General features: G+C 66.2%; 23 protein-coding genes and 1 pseudogene. 12 read left to right on the plus strand and 12 right to left on the minus strand.

All coding sequences use genetic code 11. The features are described 5' to 3' along the window. Positions 1-98: 98 nt before the first annotated feature. The 5 genes from MKP08_RS05215 to MKP08_RS05235 all read right to left on the minus strand — a co-directional run bounded on the left by MKP08_RS05215 (position 99) and on the right by MKP08_RS05235 (position 4,322). Positions 99-839: an SDR family oxidoreductase gene (locus MKP08_RS05215; protein ID WP_241555192.1), complete on the minus strand. Its 741-nt coding sequence runs from the start codon at positions 837-839 to the stop codon at positions 99-101. A 75-nt stretch (positions 840-914) separates the two neighbouring features. Next, positions 915-2,066: a major royal jelly family protein gene (locus MKP08_RS05220; RefSeq protein ID WP_241555193.1), complete on the minus strand. Its 1,152-nt coding sequence runs from the start codon at positions 2,064-2,066 to the stop codon at positions 915-917. Beyond that, on the minus strand, positions 2,063-3,169 hold the full coding sequence (locus MKP08_RS05225) for an NADH:flavin oxidoreductase/NADH oxidase (protein WP_373418068.1): 1,107 nt from the start codon (positions 3,167-3,169) through the stop codon (positions 2,063-2,065). Before MKP08_RS05225 ends, MKP08_RS05220 begins: the two co-directional genes overlap by 4 nt. Then, a complete protein-coding gene (locus MKP08_RS05230; RefSeq protein WP_241555195.1) occupies positions 3,169-3,624 on the minus strand; it encodes a VOC family protein in 456 nt (151 codons plus the stop codon). Before MKP08_RS05230 ends, MKP08_RS05225 begins: the two co-directional genes overlap by 1 nt. A gap of 2 nt (positions 3,625-3,626) precedes the next feature. Continuing rightward, the gene (locus MKP08_RS05235; RefSeq protein WP_241555196.1) at positions 3,627-4,322 is read right to left on the minus strand and encodes a type 1 glutamine amidotransferase domain-containing protein; all 696 of its coding nucleotides are present in this window, start codon (positions 4,320-4,322) and stop codon (positions 3,627-3,629) included. A gap of 269 nt (positions 4,323-4,591) precedes the next feature. On the opposite strand from MKP08_RS05235, the gene MKP08_RS05240 reads away from it, so the two are divergent. Continuing rightward, positions 4,592-5,470: a hypothetical protein gene (locus MKP08_RS05240; RefSeq protein ID WP_241555197.1), complete on the plus strand. Its 879-nt coding sequence runs from the start codon at positions 4,592-4,594 to the stop codon at positions 5,468-5,470. On the opposite strand, the gene MKP08_RS05245 is transcribed toward MKP08_RS05240, so the two are convergent. The 3 genes and pseudogenes from MKP08_RS05245 to MKP08_RS05255 form a co-directional block, all read right to left on the minus strand. Beyond that, positions 5,424-6,209, minus strand: a complete 786-nt coding sequence (locus MKP08_RS05245; protein ID WP_221543360.1) for an abortive infection family protein — start codon at positions 6,207-6,209, stop codon at positions 5,424-5,426. The two genes, MKP08_RS05240 and MKP08_RS05245, sit on opposite strands and share 47 nt — an antisense overlap. A gap of 8 nt (positions 6,210-6,217) precedes the next feature. Then, the gene (locus MKP08_RS05250; RefSeq protein WP_241555198.1) at positions 6,218-7,789 is read right to left on the minus strand and encodes a recombinase family protein; all 1,572 of its coding nucleotides are present in this window, start codon (positions 7,787-7,789) and stop codon (positions 6,218-6,220) included. A 55-nt stretch (positions 7,790-7,844) separates the two neighbouring features. After that, positions 7,845-8,480 (minus strand): annotated as a pseudogene (locus tag MKP08_RS05255) (magnesium chelatase domain-containing protein); the annotation flags it as partial. 327 nt (positions 8,481-8,807) lie between these two features. Between MKP08_RS05255 and rpmH the strand changes: the two are divergent. The 5 genes from rpmH (at position 8,808) to yihA (ending at position 12,329) form a co-directional block, all read left to right on the plus strand. Next, positions 8,808-8,942: a 50S ribosomal protein L34 gene (rpmH, locus tag MKP08_RS05260; RefSeq protein WP_160597292.1), complete on the plus strand. Its 135-nt coding sequence runs from the start codon at positions 8,808-8,810 to the stop codon at positions 8,940-8,942. 284 nt (positions 8,943-9,226) lie between these two features. Then, positions 9,227-9,634: a ribonuclease P protein component gene (gene rnpA, locus MKP08_RS05265; protein WP_241555199.1), complete on the plus strand. Its 408-nt coding sequence runs from the start codon at positions 9,227-9,229 to the stop codon at positions 9,632-9,634. Beyond that, positions 9,631-9,858, plus strand: a complete 228-nt coding sequence (gene yidD / locus MKP08_RS05270) for a membrane protein insertion efficiency factor YidD (protein WP_215229145.1) — start codon at positions 9,631-9,633, stop codon at positions 9,856-9,858. The genes rnpA and yidD overlap by 4 nt, the downstream gene beginning before the upstream one ends. A gap of 27 nt (positions 9,859-9,885) precedes the next feature. Then, positions 9,886-11,649 carry a membrane protein insertase YidC gene (gene yidC / locus MKP08_RS05275; RefSeq protein ID WP_215229144.1) on the plus strand — a complete coding sequence of 588 codons (1,764 nt, stop codon included), beginning with the start codon at positions 9,886-9,888 and terminating at the stop codon, positions 11,647-11,649. A gap of 2 nt (positions 11,650-11,651) precedes the next feature. After that, positions 11,652-12,329: a ribosome biogenesis GTP-binding protein YihA/YsxC gene (gene yihA / locus MKP08_RS05280; RefSeq protein WP_241555200.1), complete on the plus strand. Its 678-nt coding sequence runs from the start codon at positions 11,652-11,654 to the stop codon at positions 12,327-12,329. Here the strand turns inward: yihA and MKP08_RS05285 are convergent. Next, on the minus strand, positions 12,326-12,919 hold the full coding sequence (locus MKP08_RS05285) for a DedA family protein (protein ID WP_241555201.1): 594 nt from the start codon (positions 12,917-12,919) through the stop codon (positions 12,326-12,328). The two genes, yihA and MKP08_RS05285, sit on opposite strands and share 4 nt — an antisense overlap. A gap of 111 nt (positions 12,920-13,030) precedes the next feature. Here MKP08_RS05285 and MKP08_RS05290 point away from each other — a divergent pair, with 111 nt between their 5' ends. Next, complete coding sequence (locus tag MKP08_RS05290; protein WP_215229142.1) at positions 13,031-13,696, plus strand: glutathione S-transferase family protein; 666 nt, start codon at positions 13,031-13,033, stop codon at positions 13,694-13,696. Beyond that, positions 13,657-14,565 carry a S1/P1 nuclease gene (locus MKP08_RS05295; RefSeq protein ID WP_241555202.1) on the plus strand — a complete coding sequence of 303 codons (909 nt, stop codon included), beginning with the start codon at positions 13,657-13,659 and terminating at the stop codon, positions 14,563-14,565. The genes MKP08_RS05290 and MKP08_RS05295 overlap by 40 nt, the downstream gene beginning before the upstream one ends. A gap of 9 nt (positions 14,566-14,574) precedes the next feature. Here the strand turns inward: MKP08_RS05295 and MKP08_RS05300 are convergent, their stop codons facing one another. After that, positions 14,575-15,042 carry a cupin domain-containing protein gene (locus MKP08_RS05300; protein ID WP_241555203.1) on the minus strand — a complete coding sequence of 156 codons (468 nt, stop codon included), beginning with the start codon at positions 15,040-15,042 and terminating at the stop codon, positions 14,575-14,577. A 53-nt stretch (positions 15,043-15,095) separates the two neighbouring features. On the opposite strand from MKP08_RS05300, the gene dapE reads away from it, so the two are divergent. From dapE to MKP08_RS05315, 3 genes are all read left to right on the plus strand, one after another. Further along, positions 15,096-16,241 carry a succinyl-diaminopimelate desuccinylase gene (gene dapE, locus MKP08_RS05305; protein WP_241555204.1) on the plus strand — a complete coding sequence of 382 codons (1,146 nt, stop codon included), beginning with the start codon at positions 15,096-15,098 and terminating at the stop codon, positions 16,239-16,241. A 2-nt stretch (positions 16,242-16,243) separates the two neighbouring features. Next, positions 16,244-17,482: a dicarboxylate/amino acid:cation symporter gene (locus MKP08_RS05310; RefSeq protein ID WP_241555205.1), complete on the plus strand. Its 1,239-nt coding sequence runs from the start codon at positions 16,244-16,246 to the stop codon at positions 17,480-17,482. 79 nt (positions 17,483-17,561) lie between these two features. Beyond that, positions 17,562-17,735, plus strand: coding sequence for a hypothetical protein (locus MKP08_RS05315; RefSeq protein WP_241555206.1), 174 nt, complete (start codon positions 17,562-17,564; stop codon positions 17,733-17,735). 112 nt (positions 17,736-17,847) lie between these two features. On the opposite strand, the gene MKP08_RS05320 is transcribed toward MKP08_RS05315, so the two are convergent. Continuing rightward, positions 17,848-18,309 (minus strand): MarR family winged helix-turn-helix transcriptional regulator, encoded by a 462-nt coding sequence (locus MKP08_RS05320; RefSeq protein WP_241555207.1) that lies wholly within the window; start codon positions 18,307-18,309, stop codon positions 17,848-17,850. Between the two features lie 81 nt (positions 18,310-18,390). Between MKP08_RS05320 and MKP08_RS05325 the strand changes: the two genes are divergently transcribed. Next, on the plus strand, positions 18,391-18,846 hold the full coding sequence (locus MKP08_RS05325; protein ID WP_241555208.1) for a hypothetical protein: 456 nt from the start codon (positions 18,391-18,393) through the stop codon (positions 18,844-18,846). A gap of 15 nt (positions 18,847-18,861) precedes the next feature. Here the strand turns inward: MKP08_RS05325 and nth are convergent, their stop codons facing one another. Further along, complete coding sequence (nth, locus tag MKP08_RS05330; protein ID WP_241555209.1) at positions 18,862-19,512, minus strand: endonuclease III; 651 nt, start codon at positions 19,510-19,512, stop codon at positions 18,862-18,864.

Here is a 19,512-nt window from a genome sequence, read left to right on the forward strand (position 1 = left end):
AGTGAAACGGACAGATATTGTTCGGCAAACTAACGGACGAGCGAGCCGGCACGTTCCCTAAGAGGCGGAGCACACCCGGCCCCGCCTCCTCGTCGAAATCAGAACTCCTGTGCGGTCGGCCGGATGACGATCGCGTTGATGTCGACGTCATCAGGTTGTTCGACAGCGAACGCGATAGCACGCGCCACCGATGCCGTCGGGATGGCCTGCTTGTAGAAGTCGAGCACCGTTTCGGCAGCCGTGCCTGATGTCGTGAACTTCAAATCGCTTTCGACAGCTCCAGGCTCGATTGACGTGACCCGGACCTTTTTCCCCACCTCGTGGCGCAAGCCTTCGCTGATCGCGCTGACGGCAAACTTGGTGCCGGAGTAGACCGTGCCGCCCGGTGCGAAGACCTTGATACCCGCAACCGAGCTCAGGTTGATGATGTGACCGCTGCCCTGCTCGAGAAAACCGGGAAGGGCCGCCGCGATGCCGTAGAGCGTACCCTTCAGATTGACGTCGATCATCTGGTCCCACTCGTCGGTGTTGACCTCGGCCATCGGACGGATCGGCATCAGCCCAGCATTGTTGATCAGCACGTCGAGGCGGCCGAAGTCGGCAATGATTGCGGCGACGACGGACTGGACCGCCGATTTGTCGGTCACGTCCAGCGCGTAGCTACGTGCCGTGCCGCCGTTTGCGGCGATGTCCGCGACGACCTCGTCGAGCCTGTCCTTGCGCCGCGCGGCGATGGCCACCTTCGCGCCGCGTTCCGCGAGAAGACGCGCTGTTTCCGCGCCGATGCCGCTGCTGCCGCCGGTAATGAGAACGACCTTGCCTTCGAAACCCTTTGTCATGTCTGTATTCCTTCAAGTCAGTTGTTGATTTTTTGCCGGATCTCGGCCCGCGCGAGCCTGCCCGGCCTGATGGGATCACTGTGAGCGCAAGAGGACGGGCCCGGCGCCCACCCGGATGCGGAGCAGCTCGTAAGGCTTGCGGCGCAAATCCCGCCCGCCGTGGAAGCCGGGTTGGCGGTGGAGCTGGTTGGCAGTGAAGTAGAGATAGCCGTCGGTGCCGATCGACAGCGTGTCGGGCCAGCTAATGCGGGGGTCGCTGACCACCGTCGTCCAGCGGCCCTGGTCGAGCAAGCGTATCGCGTTGTTCTCGTAATCGCCGGCGAACACGCGGCCCCGGTCGTCTTCCGCAATCCCGTCCGAAGCGCCTTTGCGCCCCAGGCTGCGGACCGCGCGGGCCAGTTCCTCCTCGGTCACCGCAGGATCGCGCAGCATGGCCGTGGGGACCGCGTGCAGCGTGCGACCCGATAGTGGCCCGTAGTAGAGCAAGCTGCCGTCGGCGCTAAGCCCGATTGCGTCGCTCGCGATTGCTAGCGGCGTCACGGGTCCACCAGCGGGACGGTTCATCAGCACCGCACCGTCGACAACCGGGGTGAAGCCGGGCTCCGGGTTGGTCGTCACATGGTTCGACAGGCGCCGGATCGCACGCCCACTGGCGATATCGACGACGATGATGCCGCCGATCCCCGCGTTGCTGCTGTCGGTGATGTAGGCGACGCCCTCGGCGCCCTGACGCAGATCAAAGCGCACGTCGTTGAGGTAGGTCGTGGGCAGCACCACGCTGGGCGGCAGGACGATCGTCTTCACCACCCGGTCGGTCGCGAGGTCAATTGCCACCAGCTTTGCACCGCCGGCCTGCGGCTGAGAGAAATTGGGCGCAGCCGTGTCGAGCACCCAGAGGCGATTGGTGCCGTCGGCCACCACGCTCTGCACCGAGATGAAATGCCCAGCCGGGTCGGCCGGATCGGGCTGGTTGGTCGCGGCGTCGGGATAAGGCACCGCCTTGCCGTCGACCAGCTCGGCAACCGTGAACGGCGCGTTGTCGCCCCATTGCGGGAAGTTGACGAAGATGCGCCCGTTGGGGGCGACGGTCACGCCAGTCGGCATCGCGCCATCGAAGGTCGCGACCTGTTCGATCTGGGGCGCGGATGCACCCTCGCGGGTCGTCGAGCAGGCGGCAAGCGAGAGGGCAGCGCCAGCGGCCAGAAGCAGTTTGACGGAGATTTTCATGGGATCATTTCCTTGAGGATGCGGCCCGCTTCGTGGGGCTCGGACCGGAGATATTGCGGGGGCGCCTTTACCGATGCGCCAAGCGCCGCAGCGGCGTGCCAGGGCCAGCGCGGATCCCACAGCGCAGCGCGGGCTATCGCTATGGCGTCGGCCTGCCCGTCTTCGAGGATGCGCTCCGCCTGGTGCGGATCGGTGATCATTCCGACCGCCACGACAGGCATGGCGACCGCGTCCTTGACCGTCCGCGCCAGCGGCACCTGATAGCCGGGACCGACAGGGATTTGCTGGCGTGGGTCGAGGCCGCCGCCAGAGACGTGGATTGCCGAACAACCGCGCCGCTCCAGCTCCTGTGCAAACAATGCGGTTTCCTCCGCTGTCCAGCCGCCTTCAACCCAGTCGGTCCCGGAAACGCGGACGGTCACCGGGCGGTCGGCCGGAAACACTTCGCGCACGGCATCGAACACTTCGAGCGGGAACCGCATCCGGTTGTCGAAGCTGCCGCCGTAGTCGTCGCCGCGCCGGTTGGAGATCGGCGAAAGAAACTCGTGGAGCAGATAGCCATGCGCGGCGTGGATCTGGATGGCTTCGATGCCGAGCCTGCCGGCGCGCCGCGCGGCATCCGCGAACGCCTCCCGGATGCGGGCAAGCCCTGACTTGTCCAGTTCGACAGGGGGATGGTCGTCCGGAGCGAAGGGAATGGCGCTGGGTGCCACGGTCTGCCAGCCATTCTCCGAATCGGAAGCGATCTGCGTTCCGCCGTGCCACGGCTTGGCGCAGCTCGCCTTGCGCCCGGCATGGGCCAGCTGGATGATTAGCGGCATGTCCGACCAACGGCGCACACTTTCGAGCACGCTTCGCATCGCCGCTTCGGTACGGTCATCGTACAGGCCGACGTCACCGTAGGTGATGCGCCCTTCCGGGCTGACCGCCGTCGCCTCTATCGTCAGCGCGCCCCCGCCCGAGAGCGCCAACTGGCCGAGATGCATCCGGTGCCAGTCGGTCATCGCGCCGTCGACTGCCGAATACTGGCACATCGGCGCGATGACGATGCGGTTGGCGAGCCGCAGCCCGCCAACCTCAATCGGATCGAACAATTTCGCCATCACCATTCGCCCGTGTTGGGCATGGAGGCCCAGGGTTCGGCCGGAGCCTTGGGTTCGCCCTTCTGCAGCAGTTCGATCGAGATCCCGTCCGGCGAGCGGACGAACGCCATGTATCCGTCACGCGGGGGGCGATTGATCGTCACGCCGCCCGCCTGCAGCAGCGCGCACGTTTCGTAGATGTCGTCGACCCCGTAGGCGAGATGGCCGAAGTTGCGGCCCCCGGTATAAGTCTCGGCAGGGCTGCCGTCCTCCGGCGGCCAGTTGTACGTCAGCTCGACCTCGGCATCGCCCTGCTCGCCACCGCCGCGGAAATCCTCGTCGGCGGCAAGGTAGATCAGCGTGTAACGCCCGGCCTGGTTCTCCATGCGCCGGGTTTCCTTGAGACCCAGCAGCGTGAAGAAACGGATCGCCGCCTCGGGATCGGCGACGCGCACCATGGTGTGGAGATAGCGCATGATCAGGCGACCTTGTCCTGGAGGGCTTCCATCACGAGCTCCGCGGTGCGGGTAGCGCTGGCGGGGTTCTGGCCGGTCACCAGATTGTCGTCGCGCAGGGCGAAGGGGGCAAAATCGGGGCCGCTCTCGTGCTTGCCGCCGAGTTCCTTGAGGCGCGTTTCGAGCAGGAACGGCACCGCCTGATCGAGGCCGACCGCGCGTTCCTCGCTGTCGGTGAAGCCCGCGACACGGCGGCCAGCCACGAGGGGCGTGCCATCGGCCTTCTTCGCCGAGACCAGCCCTGCCGGTCCATGGCAGACGGCGGCGACGATCTTGCCTTCGCGGTCGAAGCGTTCGACCAGGCGGGCCAGTTCGTCGCTGCCGGGGTAATCGAACATGGTGCCGTGGCCGCCCGGCAGGAACAGCGCGTCGTAGCCGGCGGGATCGATACTGGTGAACACCGGGGTGCTGGCAACCTCGGCCTTCAGGGCGTCGTCCTTCAGATAGCGCTCGACCGAAGCGTCGTTCTCGCCGTCGGCGTTGACGCTGCGCTGGTCGACGGGGATGGCGCCGCCCTTGATCGAGGCCAGCGTCACCTCGGCGCCCGCATCGCAGAAGGCATAATACGGGGCGGTAAGTTCCTCGAGCCAGACTCCCGTCGGTTCGGTGCCGGGTGTCATGCGGTCGGCGGAGGTGGCTACCATGAGAATGCGGGTCATCGTCAATTGTCCTTTTCCGTTGATGTCGGAGACATGAGCAAACGCACCCGGCGCAGCCGCACCCGCAAAGACAGCGGTGAGAGCTTTCAGCAGTTGGCGGCGATTTTGCATTCGCTCGTTCCTTTCGGCGGCCTAGATAGGCAGGGAACGGCATCATGAAATCCAGCGGGAATGGCGGACGGCCATAAATCAGGTTATGGAACCGGAATGTCCCTCCTGCAGTTGCGCACCTTCGTCGAAGTCTACCGCCGTCGTTCGACACTACGGGCGTGGGCGATGCATGCCTGGAACTCCACAGCAACAAGGCGAACAAGCGCGCGGTGCTCGACGAACTGCGACGCACCTGGGAACTCGCGAGGATAGCCGAGCGCGTTGCCAACGCTCCCGACGCGGACGCGCAGGTCTTCGCGGCGTCACTCTGGGATAGCGGAGTGGAGCGAGCCGGAGACTTGGTGGAGAACATCGCAACGTTCGAGACCGCCCGTGCCGATACGAAGGACGGACTACTGGACAGTGCGTGGGATGTCGATCTGTCCTCCGAGCGGGCCGTCCTCGCCAGCCACGGCGAAGGCATCCTGCGATATCTCAGCGGGGAGTGGCGCCGCGCCAACAGGCTGGTGCGATCGTTCCTCGCCAGACCCGACCAGTCGCTGGGCGAAACCCTCGCTCTGCTCGATGCATTGGCGACGGGCCAAGCGGCGCGCAGAAGGATCGAGGAGGGAGAGGAGCTCGGCAGGGCCGCCTTCCACGACCATTGGAGAGGCGAGCGCAGTTCGTCTGCTCCGCTCGCAGCGATCGTAGATTGGATGCGATCGCTGCGCGGCATGGGCTCGGAGCCCCGTATGATCGCCTCGCGCAGCCCCGACCGGCAGCGCATCGCCGTTCTCGCCGAGACAGTCGAAGCGCAGACGGCACCCATGGCCGATCTGCTGGAGCAGCTGCGCATCGCACTGGCCGACCGAGGAGAACCGGCCTTCGGGACCGACGAACACCCCGAGACGGCGGATCTGGGGTGCCTGCTGGAGGTCGTGACCAGGGTGAATTCCGCCGAGCGCAACAGCTCTGCCATCATGACCCCCGCTCCGGACTCGGCGGGTGACCTCAGCCGGTGGTCGACGATTGAGGAGACCTGCTCTCGACGAACCTGAGGATCGCGACCACCGTCTCGAATATCAGGCGCGCCTCGTCTGCGTCGACCACCTCGTTGTCGTGAGCGAAGGAGCGGTTGTTCCGTATGTCGTTGAACTGCTGCAGGATGCCCATCGCGTTCTTCAGGATCTGGAGCGTCATAGCGCTCGGCCCAGTCTCTTCGCGTAGCCACCTCACGTACTTCCCGACCCTGCTCTGCAGCGGCTCCTCGCGCGTGCAGGGCACTCCCACCTCGTCGAGCAGGTGCATGAAGCGCTTCATGCAGTAGGTGTGAAGCCGGTCGAGCGAGGCGGCGTGGCGACCGGCCGCGACGTCCCGGTTTATCGCCTCGACGAGCTGTTCCAGCGTCGCGCCTTCCACGAACGAGCCGAGCGCCTCGGTATCGGACCGGCCGGCCTGACGCTCGAGGCGAGCGACCACGGCCATGAAACGCTCGCGCACTTCTGCGGGCCGCGGTTCGACGATGTCGCCCGGGGTCCAGCTGCGTAGCTCACGATGTTCCCACAAGGCGCGAAGGACTTCGGCCACCGCCCCCGCATCCGACTTGTCGAAGAAAGACCGCAACCGATTGGCCTTCGACCCGCCCCTGTCGGCATAGGTCGGGTCGTCGATGTCGATGCCAGCCTCGGCCCGGAGGACTTCGGAGAATTCGCGGTTCGAAAGGTCCATGACGTATCCGCTGCCCATTCCGAGCAGTTCCTCGATGCACATCCTGTCCGATCGGGCGAAGGCAACCATTCCAGAGGTCAGCCAGCTTGGATCAGCTCGTCATAGTGGATGGATATCAAGCGCTCACCTGCCACTTCCATTTCAACACCCAGCGGATACGGACCGAAGAAAGTCAGGCGATCCACCAGCGCATGGACGGCGGCCATCACCTTGGACCTGGCCTCGAAACGGGTCGTCTCGTCCTCATCCTGAAGCGATGAACGCAGGGCCCCGACGCGCTTCTGTTGCTCCTCGACGCTCGGAGCATGGACCAGACTGACGAGGCGCGCGCGTGCGTCGTCGAGTTGATCGCCGGCGGCGTCTGATGCCGCCGCCAGTTCAGTCCATAGAGTCTGCGCCTCGTTACGTCCCGTCTCGACTGCGATCCGCAAGGCGGAATCCGACTTCGCCTGGGCGATCTCCCATGTCCGTTCGAGCCGTGCGACCTCGATCTCCAACTCGCGTACCTCGGCCTGCGTTGCGGACCGGTCCTCGTGCAGGGCTTCGAGGATGATGGGATCGAGTATTCCTTCTTCCCATATCGCGTAGTTGTAGTGGACGCCGTTCGAGCACCCTTTCCCCCGCTGGTATCCATCGCAAACGAGGTAATCCTCGTTCACCCAGGTGCCATCGGCCCGCTGCTTCCGTCCTTTTCCGCGAAATGTCATCTTCGACCCGCAGGTTCCGCACTGGGCGAGGCCAGAGAACAGGTTCACCAACTTTCGTCCGCGGCCCGTGAATTTCCGTGAGCGTTCGGCCATCGCCGCGATGGCGCGTCGGTGAAGGTCTGCATCGACGACGCTCGGATAGTAGTCGAGTATGATCTCGCCCGTGACCTGCCGCTTCGACCCACGAGCCTTGCGCGCCAGGTGCAGCTCTCCGACGACCGCCGGATTGTGCAGGATCTTCTGGACGTAGCTTGCGTGCCAGGCATCGGCCCTCCCGAAGGGCGGGACGCCCTCAAGATTGAGGTTCTTCACGATGTGGTTCTTCCCGAACCCTGCGACCGTCTCCTCGAAGATTCGGCGAACGATCGCCGCGCGTTCCGGGATCGGAATGAAGACAGGCGGCGAACCGATCACCTCGAGCCACGCAGGAGCGCGACGGGTTATCACGAACTTCTCGCCCGCGTTGAGGCGCCGTCGCTTCGCAGCCCAGGCCGCACCGAGGCGCTGACTCTTCTTCTCGCTCTCCTCGTGGCTCAGCTGGGCCTTGACCACGACCTCGAGGATCGAGGCCATGTCGAAGTTGCCCTTGCTGTAGCGCCGGGCACCGTCGACGGTCGCGACGACGACGCCCGCGTCCGTCAGGTTCATCATCCACATGAAGACGCGACCCGGCTCCTGACGCGACAGGCGATCGAGCTGCTCGCAGAGCAGGATCACGCCATCAGGGTATAGACCTTCCTCGACATCCTTCACGAAGCGGCCCAGCGAACCGGAGGACGCGTGCTCCCCCTTGAAAGCGCTGATGCCATCGTCCACCAGCTCGTCGACGACAGTCCATTGGTTCTCGGCCGCATGACGGCGACAGATGTCCTGTTGGCGCTCGAGACTCGATCCTTTGCCCTGTTCGGAGCTCGACCAGCGGATGTAGATTACGCAGTCCATCGTTACCCCTGTTTATCGATATTATCGATCAAGGTGTAGGGATATCTTATCTGAATAAATTGTGTCCACCCGCGGCGGCGATCTCCAGCGCGCGTTTGGCGGTTTCCTGCCCCTTCACCCGTTTCAGGTCCGGCCCCGGCTCGGTCTCGGCGACGCTGCCCGGTTCGGGATCGGGCAGGCGCGCGGTCCCCTTCAGGTGATTGAGCAGGCCGATGAGATCGGGCGCGGCGACCACCGGCACTCCGCTCGCCCAGCGGGCCTCCGCCCCTTGCGCGGCGGGACAGATCAGCCCGCATTCCGCCTCGCTCGCATGCAGCGCGGCGAGCAGCACGCCGGGGCTCGGCACCACGCGGCCATCCAGCGCGAGTTCTCCCACTGCGACGAAATCGGCGAGCTGTTCGGCATCGGTGACCCCCATCGCGGCGAGCAATGCCAGCGCGATCGGCAGGTCGTAATGCGACCCTTCCTTGGGCAGGTCGGCGGGGGATAGGTTGATCGTGATCCGCTTGGGCGGCAGCGCCAGGCCCATGGCGGAGAGCGCGGCCTGCACCCGCTCGCGGCTCTCGCCCACCGCCTTGTCCGGCAGGCCGACCACGGCGAAGCGCGGCACGCCGGGCGCGACCTGGCACTGCACCTCCACCGCGCGCGCTTCCAGCCCAAGATAGGCGACCGTGCGAACCAGTGCGACCAAGCCGAAATTCCCCCTGTTGGCGGCCACGATGGCGCAGCGCGCGCGGCAAGTCGAGCCCCGCCGCGCGTCGGCTAGCGCGAAAGCAACCATTCCGGTTGAACCGCCGCTAAGCCTGCCGCTTGAACCGATGATAAGGGCTGGCGCGCGGCGCGGCCACGGTCGATGTCGCGATGGCCGGCCGGCCTGCCGTACCATGCATCGCCTATCTTGACTTGGATCGCTGCTCCCTTTAAGTGCGCGCGCTGTATGGCGGTCGCCTTCGCGGGCGGCCCTTTTTGTTTTACCGGCGCTGATGCGTCGCCCATTCTATCGAACGAGGACGATCCGATGAAGCGGACATTCCAGCCCAGCAATCTCGTACGCGCCCGTCGCCACGGGTTCTTCGCACGCAAGGCGACCGTCGGCGGCCGCAAAATCCTGCGCGCCCGCCGCGCGCGCGGCCGCAAGAAGCTTTCTGCCTAATTTCTGGTGCAGGCCCATCCGGGCCTGCGATATCCTCGCTCGTGCGACCTTACGGTTGCGTCGCTGCGGGCGGCCGGTCGGCCTTGCGGGCTCCCAGTAGGGAGCCCGTTGTCGTTCCTGCAATCACGGCTGCGAACGGTTCGAGGCCCGTGGGCCTCGCAAGCGCGACTGCGCGTCGCGGCTTATGCCGCGAAGCCAAGGCGGGCGGATGCCCGCCGCCCGGCGTTTGAGGGCGCTAAACGAAAGACTCGGTCAGCAACCATGTCATCGCTAATATCCGCGAAATGACCGACTCCATCTCCACCCTCCGCAAGCGCGCCGATTTCCTCGCCGCGAATCGCGGGCTGCGAGTCGCGCGGCCCGGCTTCGTGCTGCTGGCGCGGGCGAACGACGGGGCGGGCAAGCGGTTCGGCATCACCGTGACCAAGAAGATCGGCAATGCCGTGGTCCGCAACCGGATGAAGCGGCGCTTTCGCGAATTGCTGCGCGCGGCGCTGCCGGCCGAGGGGCTGGCCGACCACGACCACGTGCTGATCGGGCGCGAGGGCGGGGTGGAGCGCGACTTCGCCGAGCTGCGCGCGGAGCTGTCCGCCGCGCTCGCCCGCGCCGCCGCGGGGAAGGGCGATCCGCCGCGGCGCCGCCGGTCCGGGCGCAAGCCGCAAAAGGTGCACGGGCGAGGCCGCCAGCCATGAAGCGCGTGCTGATCTGGATCGCGCGCGGCTGGCAACTGGGGCCGTCGCTCCTGATCCCGCCGACCTGCCGCTATTCGCCCAGCTGCTCGCATTACGCGATTGAGGCGCTGGAGAAGCACGGGGCAATCAGGGGTGGATGGCTGGCGACGAAGCGTATACTGCGCTGCCATCCATGGGGCGGGCACGGCTACGATCCGGTGCCCGAACGCTCCGACAAGGGCTGACACTACCGATCGGACGGGATCGACGTTTTGGAAAACTCACGCAATATCATCTTCGCCGTGCTGGCGTGCGCGCTGATCATCTTCGGATGGGACGCGGCGATGAACTATTACTATCCGCAACCCGACAAGGGCGAGACCAACCGGGCCGATACGCCCGCAGAGCGGTTGGAGCAGGAAACCGGCGATGCGCCGGTCGCCCCCGGCTTGCCCGGCGCCCAGGGGGCGGTCAAGCAGGTCGATCTCGCCACCGCGCTGTCCAGCGCGCAGCGCGTGCGGATCGATGCGCCGCGCGTGGCGGGTTCCATCAACCTGGTCGGCGCGCGGATCGACGATGTCGAGCTGAAGGATCACCGCGAGACGGTGGAGAAGGACAGCGGCCCGGTGCAGCTGTTCGCGCCCGAAGGCACCGCGACGCAGGAATACGCCCAGTTCGGCTGGGTCGGCAGCGGGGCGAAGCTGCCCGACGCGCAGACCCGCTGGCAGGCCGATGGCGATCTGCTGACCCAGGCGAAGCCGGTCACGCTGAGCTGGAACAACGGCGAAGGGCAGACCTTCCGCATCCGTTTCTCGATCGACGACAACTACATGATCACGGCGGAGCAGACCGTGGGCAACAGCGGCGGCGGGCCGATCGTCGCGCGCCCCTTCGCCACCATCACCCGCACCTCCAAGACCGCGAGCAAGGACACCTGGATCTCCCATTCCGGGCCGATCGGTACCTTCGCGGATTCGGTCGAATACGATCCCAATTACGGCGACCTGGTGGATGACGGGCCGTTCACGCCCACCGGCAAGGTCGGCTGGATCGGCTTTACCGACATCTACTGGCTGGGCGCGCTCGTGCCGCAGACGGGCGCCGCACCCGAGGCGGGGTTCCGCTCGCTGGGCAACGACCTGTTCCGCGCCGACCTGATCTACCGCCCTGCCTCCATTGCGCCGGGTCAGGCGCTGACCCGCACCACCCGGCTGTTCGCAGGGGCGAAGGATTCGACCATTCTCGATGCGTACCAGGATGCAGGGATCCCGCAGTTCGGCCTGGCGGTCGACTGGGGCTGGTTCCGCTGGTTCGAGAAGCCGATGCTGTGGCTGCTGCGCCAGCTGTTCTCCATCGTCGGCAATTTCGGCGTCGCGATCATCCTGCTGACGGTCATCGTGCGCGGGATCATGTTCCCGGTCGCGCAGAAGGGCTTCGCCAGCATGGCGAGCATGAAGGCGATCCAGCCGAAGATGAAGGCGCTGCAGGAACGCTACAAAGACGACAAGATGAAGCAGCAGGAGGAAATCCAGAAGCTGTTCAAGTCCGAAGGCGTCAATCCGCTGGCGGGCTGCCTGCCGATGCTGCTGCAGGTTCCGGTGTTCTTCGCGCTCTACAAGGTGCTGATCCTGGCGATCGAGATGCGCCACCAGCCCTTCGTGCTGTGGATCCACGACCTGTCCGCGCCCGACCCGGCGCATGTGCTGAACTTGTTCGGCCTGCTCGATTTCAGCCCGCCGGGCTTCCTGGCGATCGGGCCGCTTGCGCTGCTGCTCGGCTTCACCATGTGGGCGACGTTCAAGCTCAATCCGGCGGCGATGGACCCGACCCAGCGGCAGATCTTCAACATCATGCCGTGGATCATGATGTTCGTAATGGCCCCCTTCGCGGCCGGCCTGCTGCTGTACTGGAACACCTCCAATCTGCTGACCCTGCTCCAGCAGCGCTACCTCTATTCCAAGCACCCGCAATTGCGCGCGCAGGCGGACGAGGAGCGCAAGGCCAAGGAAGCGGACAAGGGTAAGGCAAAGGCGTGACCATGCCGGGTCCGGATGAGCGGGACGAGGAGGGCGCCGCCCGCCTGCGCGCGCTGGAGCGCGAGGCGCAGCGGCTGTTCTCTGGCCGGGTGGAGTTCCTCCTGTCCGCCCCGCAGCTGAAATTCCTGCCCGAGCCGACCGTGCCGGAGATCGCGTTCTGCGGGCGGTCCAATGTGGGCAAGAGCTCCCTGCTCAACGCGCTGACCGGCAGGCGGGCGATCGCGCGCACCTCGGTCACGCCGGGCCGCACGCAGGAGCTCAATTTCTTCGAGGTCGGCGATCCGACGAAGTTCCGCCTCGTGGATATGCCCGGCTACGGCTTTGCCAAGGCACCGGTCGCGGTGGTGGAGAAATGGCGTCAGCTGGTGCGCACCTTCCTGCGCGGGCGGCAGGTGCTCCACCGCACCCTGGTGCTGGTCGACAGCCGCCACGGGCTGAAGGACGTCGACCGCGAGATGATGACCATGCTCGACGAGACCGCCGTCGGTTACCGCGTGGTGCTGACCAAGGCGGACAAGATCAAGGCGAGCGAGCTGCAGGCGGTGGCGGACCGGGTGACCGAGGAAGTGCGCAAGCGCCCGGCCGCCTTCCCCGCGCTGCACCTGACCAGCGCGGAAAAGGACATGGGCATTCCGGAATTGCGCGCCGCCGTGCTGGATGATGCGGGAATCATGCCCTAGCGCGCGCCGGGCTCTTTACCTCCACGCAATCGGCGGCGAAGCCACCACCCGAAACCGGCGGCCAGCGCCGCCAGCAGCACGATCGCCAGCGCGTAATGCTCGACCGTGCGCAGTCGCGCCCCCAGCGCGGCGAGCGTGCCGGCCAGTGCGTAGCCGACCGCGGTCACGGTGCTCGACCACACCAGCGCGGCGACCGCGTTCAGGATGGCAAAGCGCCGCCAGTCTATCTGCGAGGTACCGATCGCGACCGGGCTGACCGTGCGCAGGCCCCACAGGAAGCGGAAGGCGAAGATGAAAGCCGTCGGGTAGCGCTCTATCAGGCGCAGGGCCCGCGCGTAGGCGGACTGGCGGCGGATGCGCGCCACGATCCGGCTCTGCCGGGCGGAACGGCCGAGCCAGAAGAATGCCTGGTCGGCCAGGAACGACCCCGCCGCGGCGGCAGCGATCACGCCAGCGACGGGCAGCAGCCCGCGATGCGCGATCAACCCGCCGGTCGCGACCACCGTCTCCCCCTCGATCGCGGCCCCGACGAAGATCGCGGGCAGTCCGAAGCGGGCGATTAGGGTCTCGATCGACATCGTGCCGGCCATCGCGCGCGCTTGGTCCAATGGCAATCGGCAAGTTCGCGGCTGACCCTGATCGCTCGACACTGTGCGGTCGAACGCTTACCTCGCAGGGCAACGGAGCAAGGTGGACCCGGCATGAAACTGATCATCGGTAACAAGAACTACTCGAGCTGGAGCCTGCGCGGCTGGCTGGCGGCGAAGCAGTCGGGCCTCGCCTTCGAGGAGATCATCGTGCCGATGTTCGGGGAGGAGTGGGAGTCGCGCAAGGACGACGGCGAGTTCCAGCCGTCGAGCGGCAAGGTCCCGATCCTGTGGGACGGGGAAACGGTGGTGTGGGACAGCCTCGCCATCCTCGAATATCTGGGCGACAAAGTCGGGCGCGAACGCTTCTGGCCGAAAGACGATGCGGCGCGCGGCATGGCCCGCGCGATGGTCGCCGAAATGCACAGCTCCTACGTCGCGCTGCGCTCCGAATGCCCGATGAACGTGCGCCGCCGGGTCGAAGGCGCGAAGATCAGCGAAACGGCGCGGCAGGACGTGGTCCGCATTCTGGGCCTGTGGGCGGAAGCGCGCGCGCGCTTCGGCCGGGGCGGCCCGTTCCTGTTCGGCACGTTCGGCGCGGCCGATATCTTCTACGCGCCGGTGGTCAGCCGTTTCCTTACCTACGGTTTCGGCGTACCGGGCTTCGCGCAAAGCTACATGCAGGCGGTTTGGGAACACGAGTGGTTGCAGCAGTGGATCAACGCCTCGGAAGACGAGGAATGGGTGCTCGAACAATACGAAAGCGTGCCCGCCGCCTGATCGGCGGCGCGCTGGCGCTGCTCGCGCTGGCCGTGCCGCTGCCCGCGGGCGCGTGGGGCTGGTACGGGCACCAGACCATCGCCGAGATCGCGATGGCGAACGTGAAGCCCGCGACGCGGGCGAAAATCCGCAAGCTGTTCGCGGCGGAGCGGCTGGTCGGCACCCCCGACTGCAAGCTGTCGAACATGGACGACGCGGCCACTTGGCCCGACTGCATCCGGGGCGACCGCGATCGCTGGGGCCACACCGGTGCCTGGCACTACAAGGATGCGCCGATCTGCGAGCAATACGATCCGCGCGCGGACTGCCCCGGCGGCAACTGCGTGAACGCGCAGATCGAGCGAAACCTGCGCATTCTGTCGGACGAGCGGCTGCCCGACAATGTGCGGCTGCAGGCGCTTGCCTTCGTCGTGCACTTTACCGGCGATATCCATCAGCCGTTGCACTCCGCCGACGATCACGACCGGGGCGGGAACGACAAGCAGGTCGATTACGGCATCATCCCGGGCAAGAACCTGCATTCGATCTGGGACACCGCGCTGGCCGAGCGCGCGATCAGCTCCGCGCATCCCCCGCTGGTGCGCCGTTACTCGCTCGCCGAGCGCGCCCGGCTCGCCGGCGGCACGCCCGACGACTGGGGCCGCGAGAGCTGGCAGATCGCGCGCGACACGGTCTACCCCGAGGCGTTCGACCAGGATGCGTGCGACGAGGGCAAGCTGCCCGAGAAAGGCAAGCTGACGCAGGACGATATCATCCGCGCGATCCCCGTGGTGCAGCGCCGGGTGGAGCAGGCGGGACTACGGCTCGCCGACGAACTCGACGCCGCCTTCGCGCCGGGCCGAATCGAGGAAGAGCCGCGCGCGCGGTAGGCTGGGCGGTTAGCGCGCGCGCTTCGCCGGGTAGGGCGTACCGTCCTTGTGGAAGTACCCCTCGCCCGAGAACGTCATGTCGATGTCGGGGTACTCTCCGCTGTCGGCCACGCGATCGCCCGCGCTGATCGCGACGAAAACGCAAGGCGCGCCGGTGCGGTTCTGGAGGTGGTGGCCATTCTCTACCCCCGCGGGCCAGGCGGCGATGTCGCCGGGGCGCATCACGGTCTCGCCCGTGTCCTCGACCAGCACCGCCTCGCCTTCGAGCATGATGAGCAGTTCGTCTTCCTCCGCATGCCAATGGCGCTGGCTCGACCATGCGCCCGGTTCGAGCACGACGTGGCTTGCACCCATGCGGGTGAAGCCGACGGCGGGCGCGAGGCGGCGATAGTTCCGGCCGCGCACCGCTTCGTCGAAGGGCGGCGGATAGCCGGTGGCGTTGGTCTGCGCGATGGCGGAGAGATCGATGCGGGGCACGCGGCTACTCCTGCGGCTGGCAAGCGGGCAAGCGCTGGTCTAACGCAGGCGTCATGGGAAGAGCCATTGAAATCGCGCGAGACCTGATCGCCGCGGAGAGCGTCACCCCGGCGACGGGGGAGGTGTTCGATGTGCTGGAGGCGGAGCTCGCACCGCTCGGCTTCGCGGTGCATCGCTTCACGCGGGGGCAGGGCGCACCCGGCAGCGACGAGGCACCGGTCGAGAACCTGTTCGCGGTGCGCCGTGGGCCGGCGGGATCGCGCCACTTCGCTTTCGCCGGGCATCTCGACGTGGTCCCGCCGGGCAAGGGCTGGGCCAGCGGCGCGTTCGCGCCGGAGATACGCGGGGAATTGCTCTACGGCCGCGGCGCGGTCGACATGAAAGGCGCGATCGCCTGTATGGTCGATGCGGTGGCGAACGTACCCGCCGATGCGGGGACGATCAGCTTCATCGTCACCGGGGACGAGGAAGGACCGGCTTTGCACGGCACGCGCGCGCTGATCGACTGGATGGAGGCGGCGGGCGAGCGGCCCGACCTGTGCCTCGTCGGCGAGCCGACGTCGGTGAACCGGCTGGGCGACATGATGAAGATCGGGCGGCGCGGTTCGATCAATATCTGGCTGGAGGCGGAGGGGACGCAAGGCCACGTCGCTTACCCGCACCTCGCCGACAACCCGATCCCGCGCCTGGTCGCGATGCTGGCGGAACTGGACGCGCTGGTGCTGGACGAGGGGACCGACTGGTTCCAGCCGAGCAATCTGGAAATCACCGATCTGGAGGTCGGCAACCCGGCACACAACGTGATCCCCGCGCTGGCGAAGGCGCGCATCTCGATCCGGTTCAACGATACGCATACGGGCGCGCAGCTGGCCGCACGCGTGACCGAAATCGCCGAGCGGCATGGTGGACGGGCGCGACCGGTCATCTCGGGCGAGCCGTTCCTGACCCCACCGGGTGATTTCTCGAACCTGATTGCGCGCGCGGTGGAGGCGGAGACGGGCGTGGTGCCAGAGGCCTCGACCAGCGGCGGCACCTCGGACGCGCGGTTCCTGCGCAGCGTCTGCCCGGTGATCGAATTCGGCCTGGTCAACGCGACCATGCACAAGCGCGACGAAGCAGTGGCCATCGCCGATCTCGATACGCTAAGCCGCATCTACGCCCGCGTGGCGACCGCCGCCCTGGCGGACAGGGGAGAATAGCTTTGCTCGCAAAATGGTTCGCCATCCCGCTGTGGCAGCGGGTGATCGCCGCGCTGGTGCTTGGCACCATCACCGGACTCGTCTGGGGCCCGGGGGCGGAAAGCATCAAGATCGTGGGCGACGTGTTCATCGCTTTCATCAAGATGCTGGTCGTGCCCCTGATCTTCTTCAGCCTCGTCTCCGGCGTGGCGGCGATCGGCGACCTCAGGAAACTGGGCGCGGTCGGCGGGCGCGCCCTGCTGCTGTTCGTGGTGACGGGCCAGATCGCGGTGTGGCTGGGGCTGTTCCTCGGCACGGTGATCCAGCCGGGAATCGGCGTCGACACCGCCGGGCTCGACCTCGGCCCGACGCCCGCGCCGAACGAAACGACCTGGCGCGAGATGATCCTGGGCATCGTGCCGCAGAGCCCGGTGCAGGTGATGGCGGACGTCAACGTGCTGCCGCTGATCGTGTTTAGCCTGCTGATCGGCGTCGGTATCCTGATGGCGGACAAGGACGGCACGCCGGTCCAGAAGATCTTCGATTCGGGATCGGTCGTGATGCAGAACGTCACCATGGTGGTGATGGAGCTGACCCCGTTCGGGGTCTATGCGCTGATGGCATGGGTCGCGGGCACGCTGGGCTTCGACGCGCTGATCGCGCTCGGCAAGCTGGTCGGGCTCAATTATCTCGGCTGCCTGCTGATCATCGGCCTCATGTATTCGGCGATGATCAAGTTCATGGCGAAGCTCTCGCCCGTAGATTTCTTCCGCGGCATCGTGGACGCGATGGCGGTGAGCTATTCCACCGCCAGCTCCAACGCGACGCTGCCCGTCACGCTGCGCTGCGCGGAGCGGAACCTTGGCGTCTCCAACTCGGTCGCCAGCTTCGTGATCGCGCTGGGCGCGACGATCAACATGAACGGCACCGCGATGTATCTGGGCCTCGCCACGCTGTTCGGCGCGCAGGTCTTCGGGGTGGATCTGAGCTGGGGGCAGTATTTCCTGATCTCGATCCTCGCGACGCTGGGCGCGGTCGGCGCGGCGGGAATACCGGGCGCGGGGTTGATCATGATGGCGCTGGTGTTCGGCGCGGTCGGCGTACCGCTGGAAACGATCGCCTTCGTCGCGGGCGTGGACCGGATCATGGACATGATGCGCACCACCACCAATGTCAGCGGAGACGCGGCGGTGGCGGTGACGGTGGCCAACATGACCGGCGAACTCGACCGCGCGGAACTGACCTCGGCGGACGATGTCTAGGGTTGCGCTTCTCCCACTGGCGCTCGCCCTCGTAGGATGCGGGCAGGGCGGGGATGGGCAAGCGAACTGCGATGGCCCGGTGTTCGAGGTGCCATCCAGCGGCGCCACCGTGCCGCAACTGATGGCCCATGCGACTGCGATGGGCATGACCCAGCGCGAGGCGGAAACACTGATTTATCTCGAGGGTCTCAATCCGCAGGTGACGATCGAGGGAGGAACCACGATCTGCCTCGACGGCCGGCCCGATTCGTAACTGCAATTCCGGCGGTAATCGGCGCGCTTTCCTATCGAGAGGACTGTCCGGCAACTGCTCCAGCCGTGCTTGGACAGATGCGCGGGGGCAGGCCGCGATCCGTCGGGAAGCGCTAGACTGGTCCCGGCTTCCCGGCAGGCGTTCTTTGCCTGTGTGCGGTGTCGACAAGTTGGCCCATCAATTCGATCAAACGCTGCTGCTCCTCGCATGAAAAGGACGCCAGCATATCCCGGTTGACGCCATCGGCTGCCTGCGTCGCGGGATTTCGCAGGCTTCTTCCGCGCTCCGTCAGCCAGACGCGCTGCACCCGTCCATCGGCCTGATCCCGCTCCCGCCTGATCAATCCATCGCGCTCCATTCGGGCGAGCGTATTGGCGATCGTCGCCTGCTCGATGTCGAGGCGGTTCACCAGGTCCTTCTGGGTCAGCCCGTCGCCGGCCCAGAGTTCGAGCAGCGCGGGGAAGACACCCGGGGTGATGCCGAGCGGCCTGATTCGCTCGGCAAGGGCTCTTTCGAACATGCGCGCGAGGTGATTGACCAGATAACCGGCAGAAAGATTCTTCTCGAATTCCATCGCTCCAGACATTGGCCTTGAATAGCTAGCTATGCAAATATATATAGCCGGCTATATTATAAGCGAATCAAAGGCTCACCCATGCTAAAGGCAATCCATCCGCTCGCCGGGGCCCTCGCCCTGTTTTTGATAGGGGGTTTCTGGCTCTCCACCGTGACGGTCGAACTGATCGGCACGCTGGACCAGATAGCGTCCATCAAAATGGCGATACCGTGGTTCTTCCTCGTTCTCGTTCCGGCCATGATGGCGGCAGGCGGTTCGGGTCAGCGCCTTGCCGCAGGATTTCGCAACCCGCGAATCGTCACCAAGCGTCGGCGCATGATCGCGATCGCCAGCAACGGTATCCTCATCCTTATGCCGTCCGCGATCTTTCTCGCGCTGAAGGCGGGTGAGGGTGCGTTCGATCGATCCTTCTATGTCGTCCAGACGATCGAACTCACCGCGGGCGCCGTGAACATTGCGCTGCTGGGCCTGAACATGCGCGATGGGTGGCGGTTGGTCCGAAACCGGCCCGGTCAGCGCAAGGCGCGAACCTGAAGGCAGGTGCGGGGCTCACCGCCCTTTCGGCTTCTTCAGCACCTTCTTGCGATAGCTGCACAGGTCCACGACCGGGCAGCGCCAGCATTCGGGGGTGCGTGCCTTGCACACGTAGCGTCCATGCAGGATCAGCCAGTGGTGTGCGCCGAGACGGAAGGGGGCCGGGACGCGCTTTTCCAGCTTCGCCTCGACCGCCTCGGGCGTCTTGCCCTTGGCGAGGCCGGTGCGGTTGCCGACGCGCAGGATGTGGGTGTCGACCGCGAAGGTTTCCTGCCCGAACCAGCAATTGAGCACGACATTGGCGGTCTTGCGCCCCACGCCGGGCAGGCGGACGAGGTCCTCGCGCGTGTCGGGCACCTCCCCGCCATATTCGTCGACCAGCAGCCGGCTCAATGCGATGACGTTCTTCGCCTTGGAGTTGAACAGGCCGATCGTCTTGATGTGTTCCTTCAACCCCTCCTCGCCCAGCGCCAGCATCTGCACGGGCGTTTCCACCTGCGCGAACAGCGCCCGCGTCGCCTTGTTCACTCCGACATCGGTCGCCTGCGCCGACAGCGCCACCGCGACCACCAGCTGATAGGCGTTGCCATATTCCAGCTCGGTCTCGGGCGCGGGATTGTCCTCCGCCAGCCGGCGGAAGAATTCGAAGATCTGGTCCTTGGTCAC

This window comes from Erythrobacter sp. LQ02-29 (assembly GCF_022576075.2).
Classification (GTDB): domain Bacteria; phylum Pseudomonadota; class Alphaproteobacteria; order Sphingomonadales; family Sphingomonadaceae; genus Alteriqipengyuania.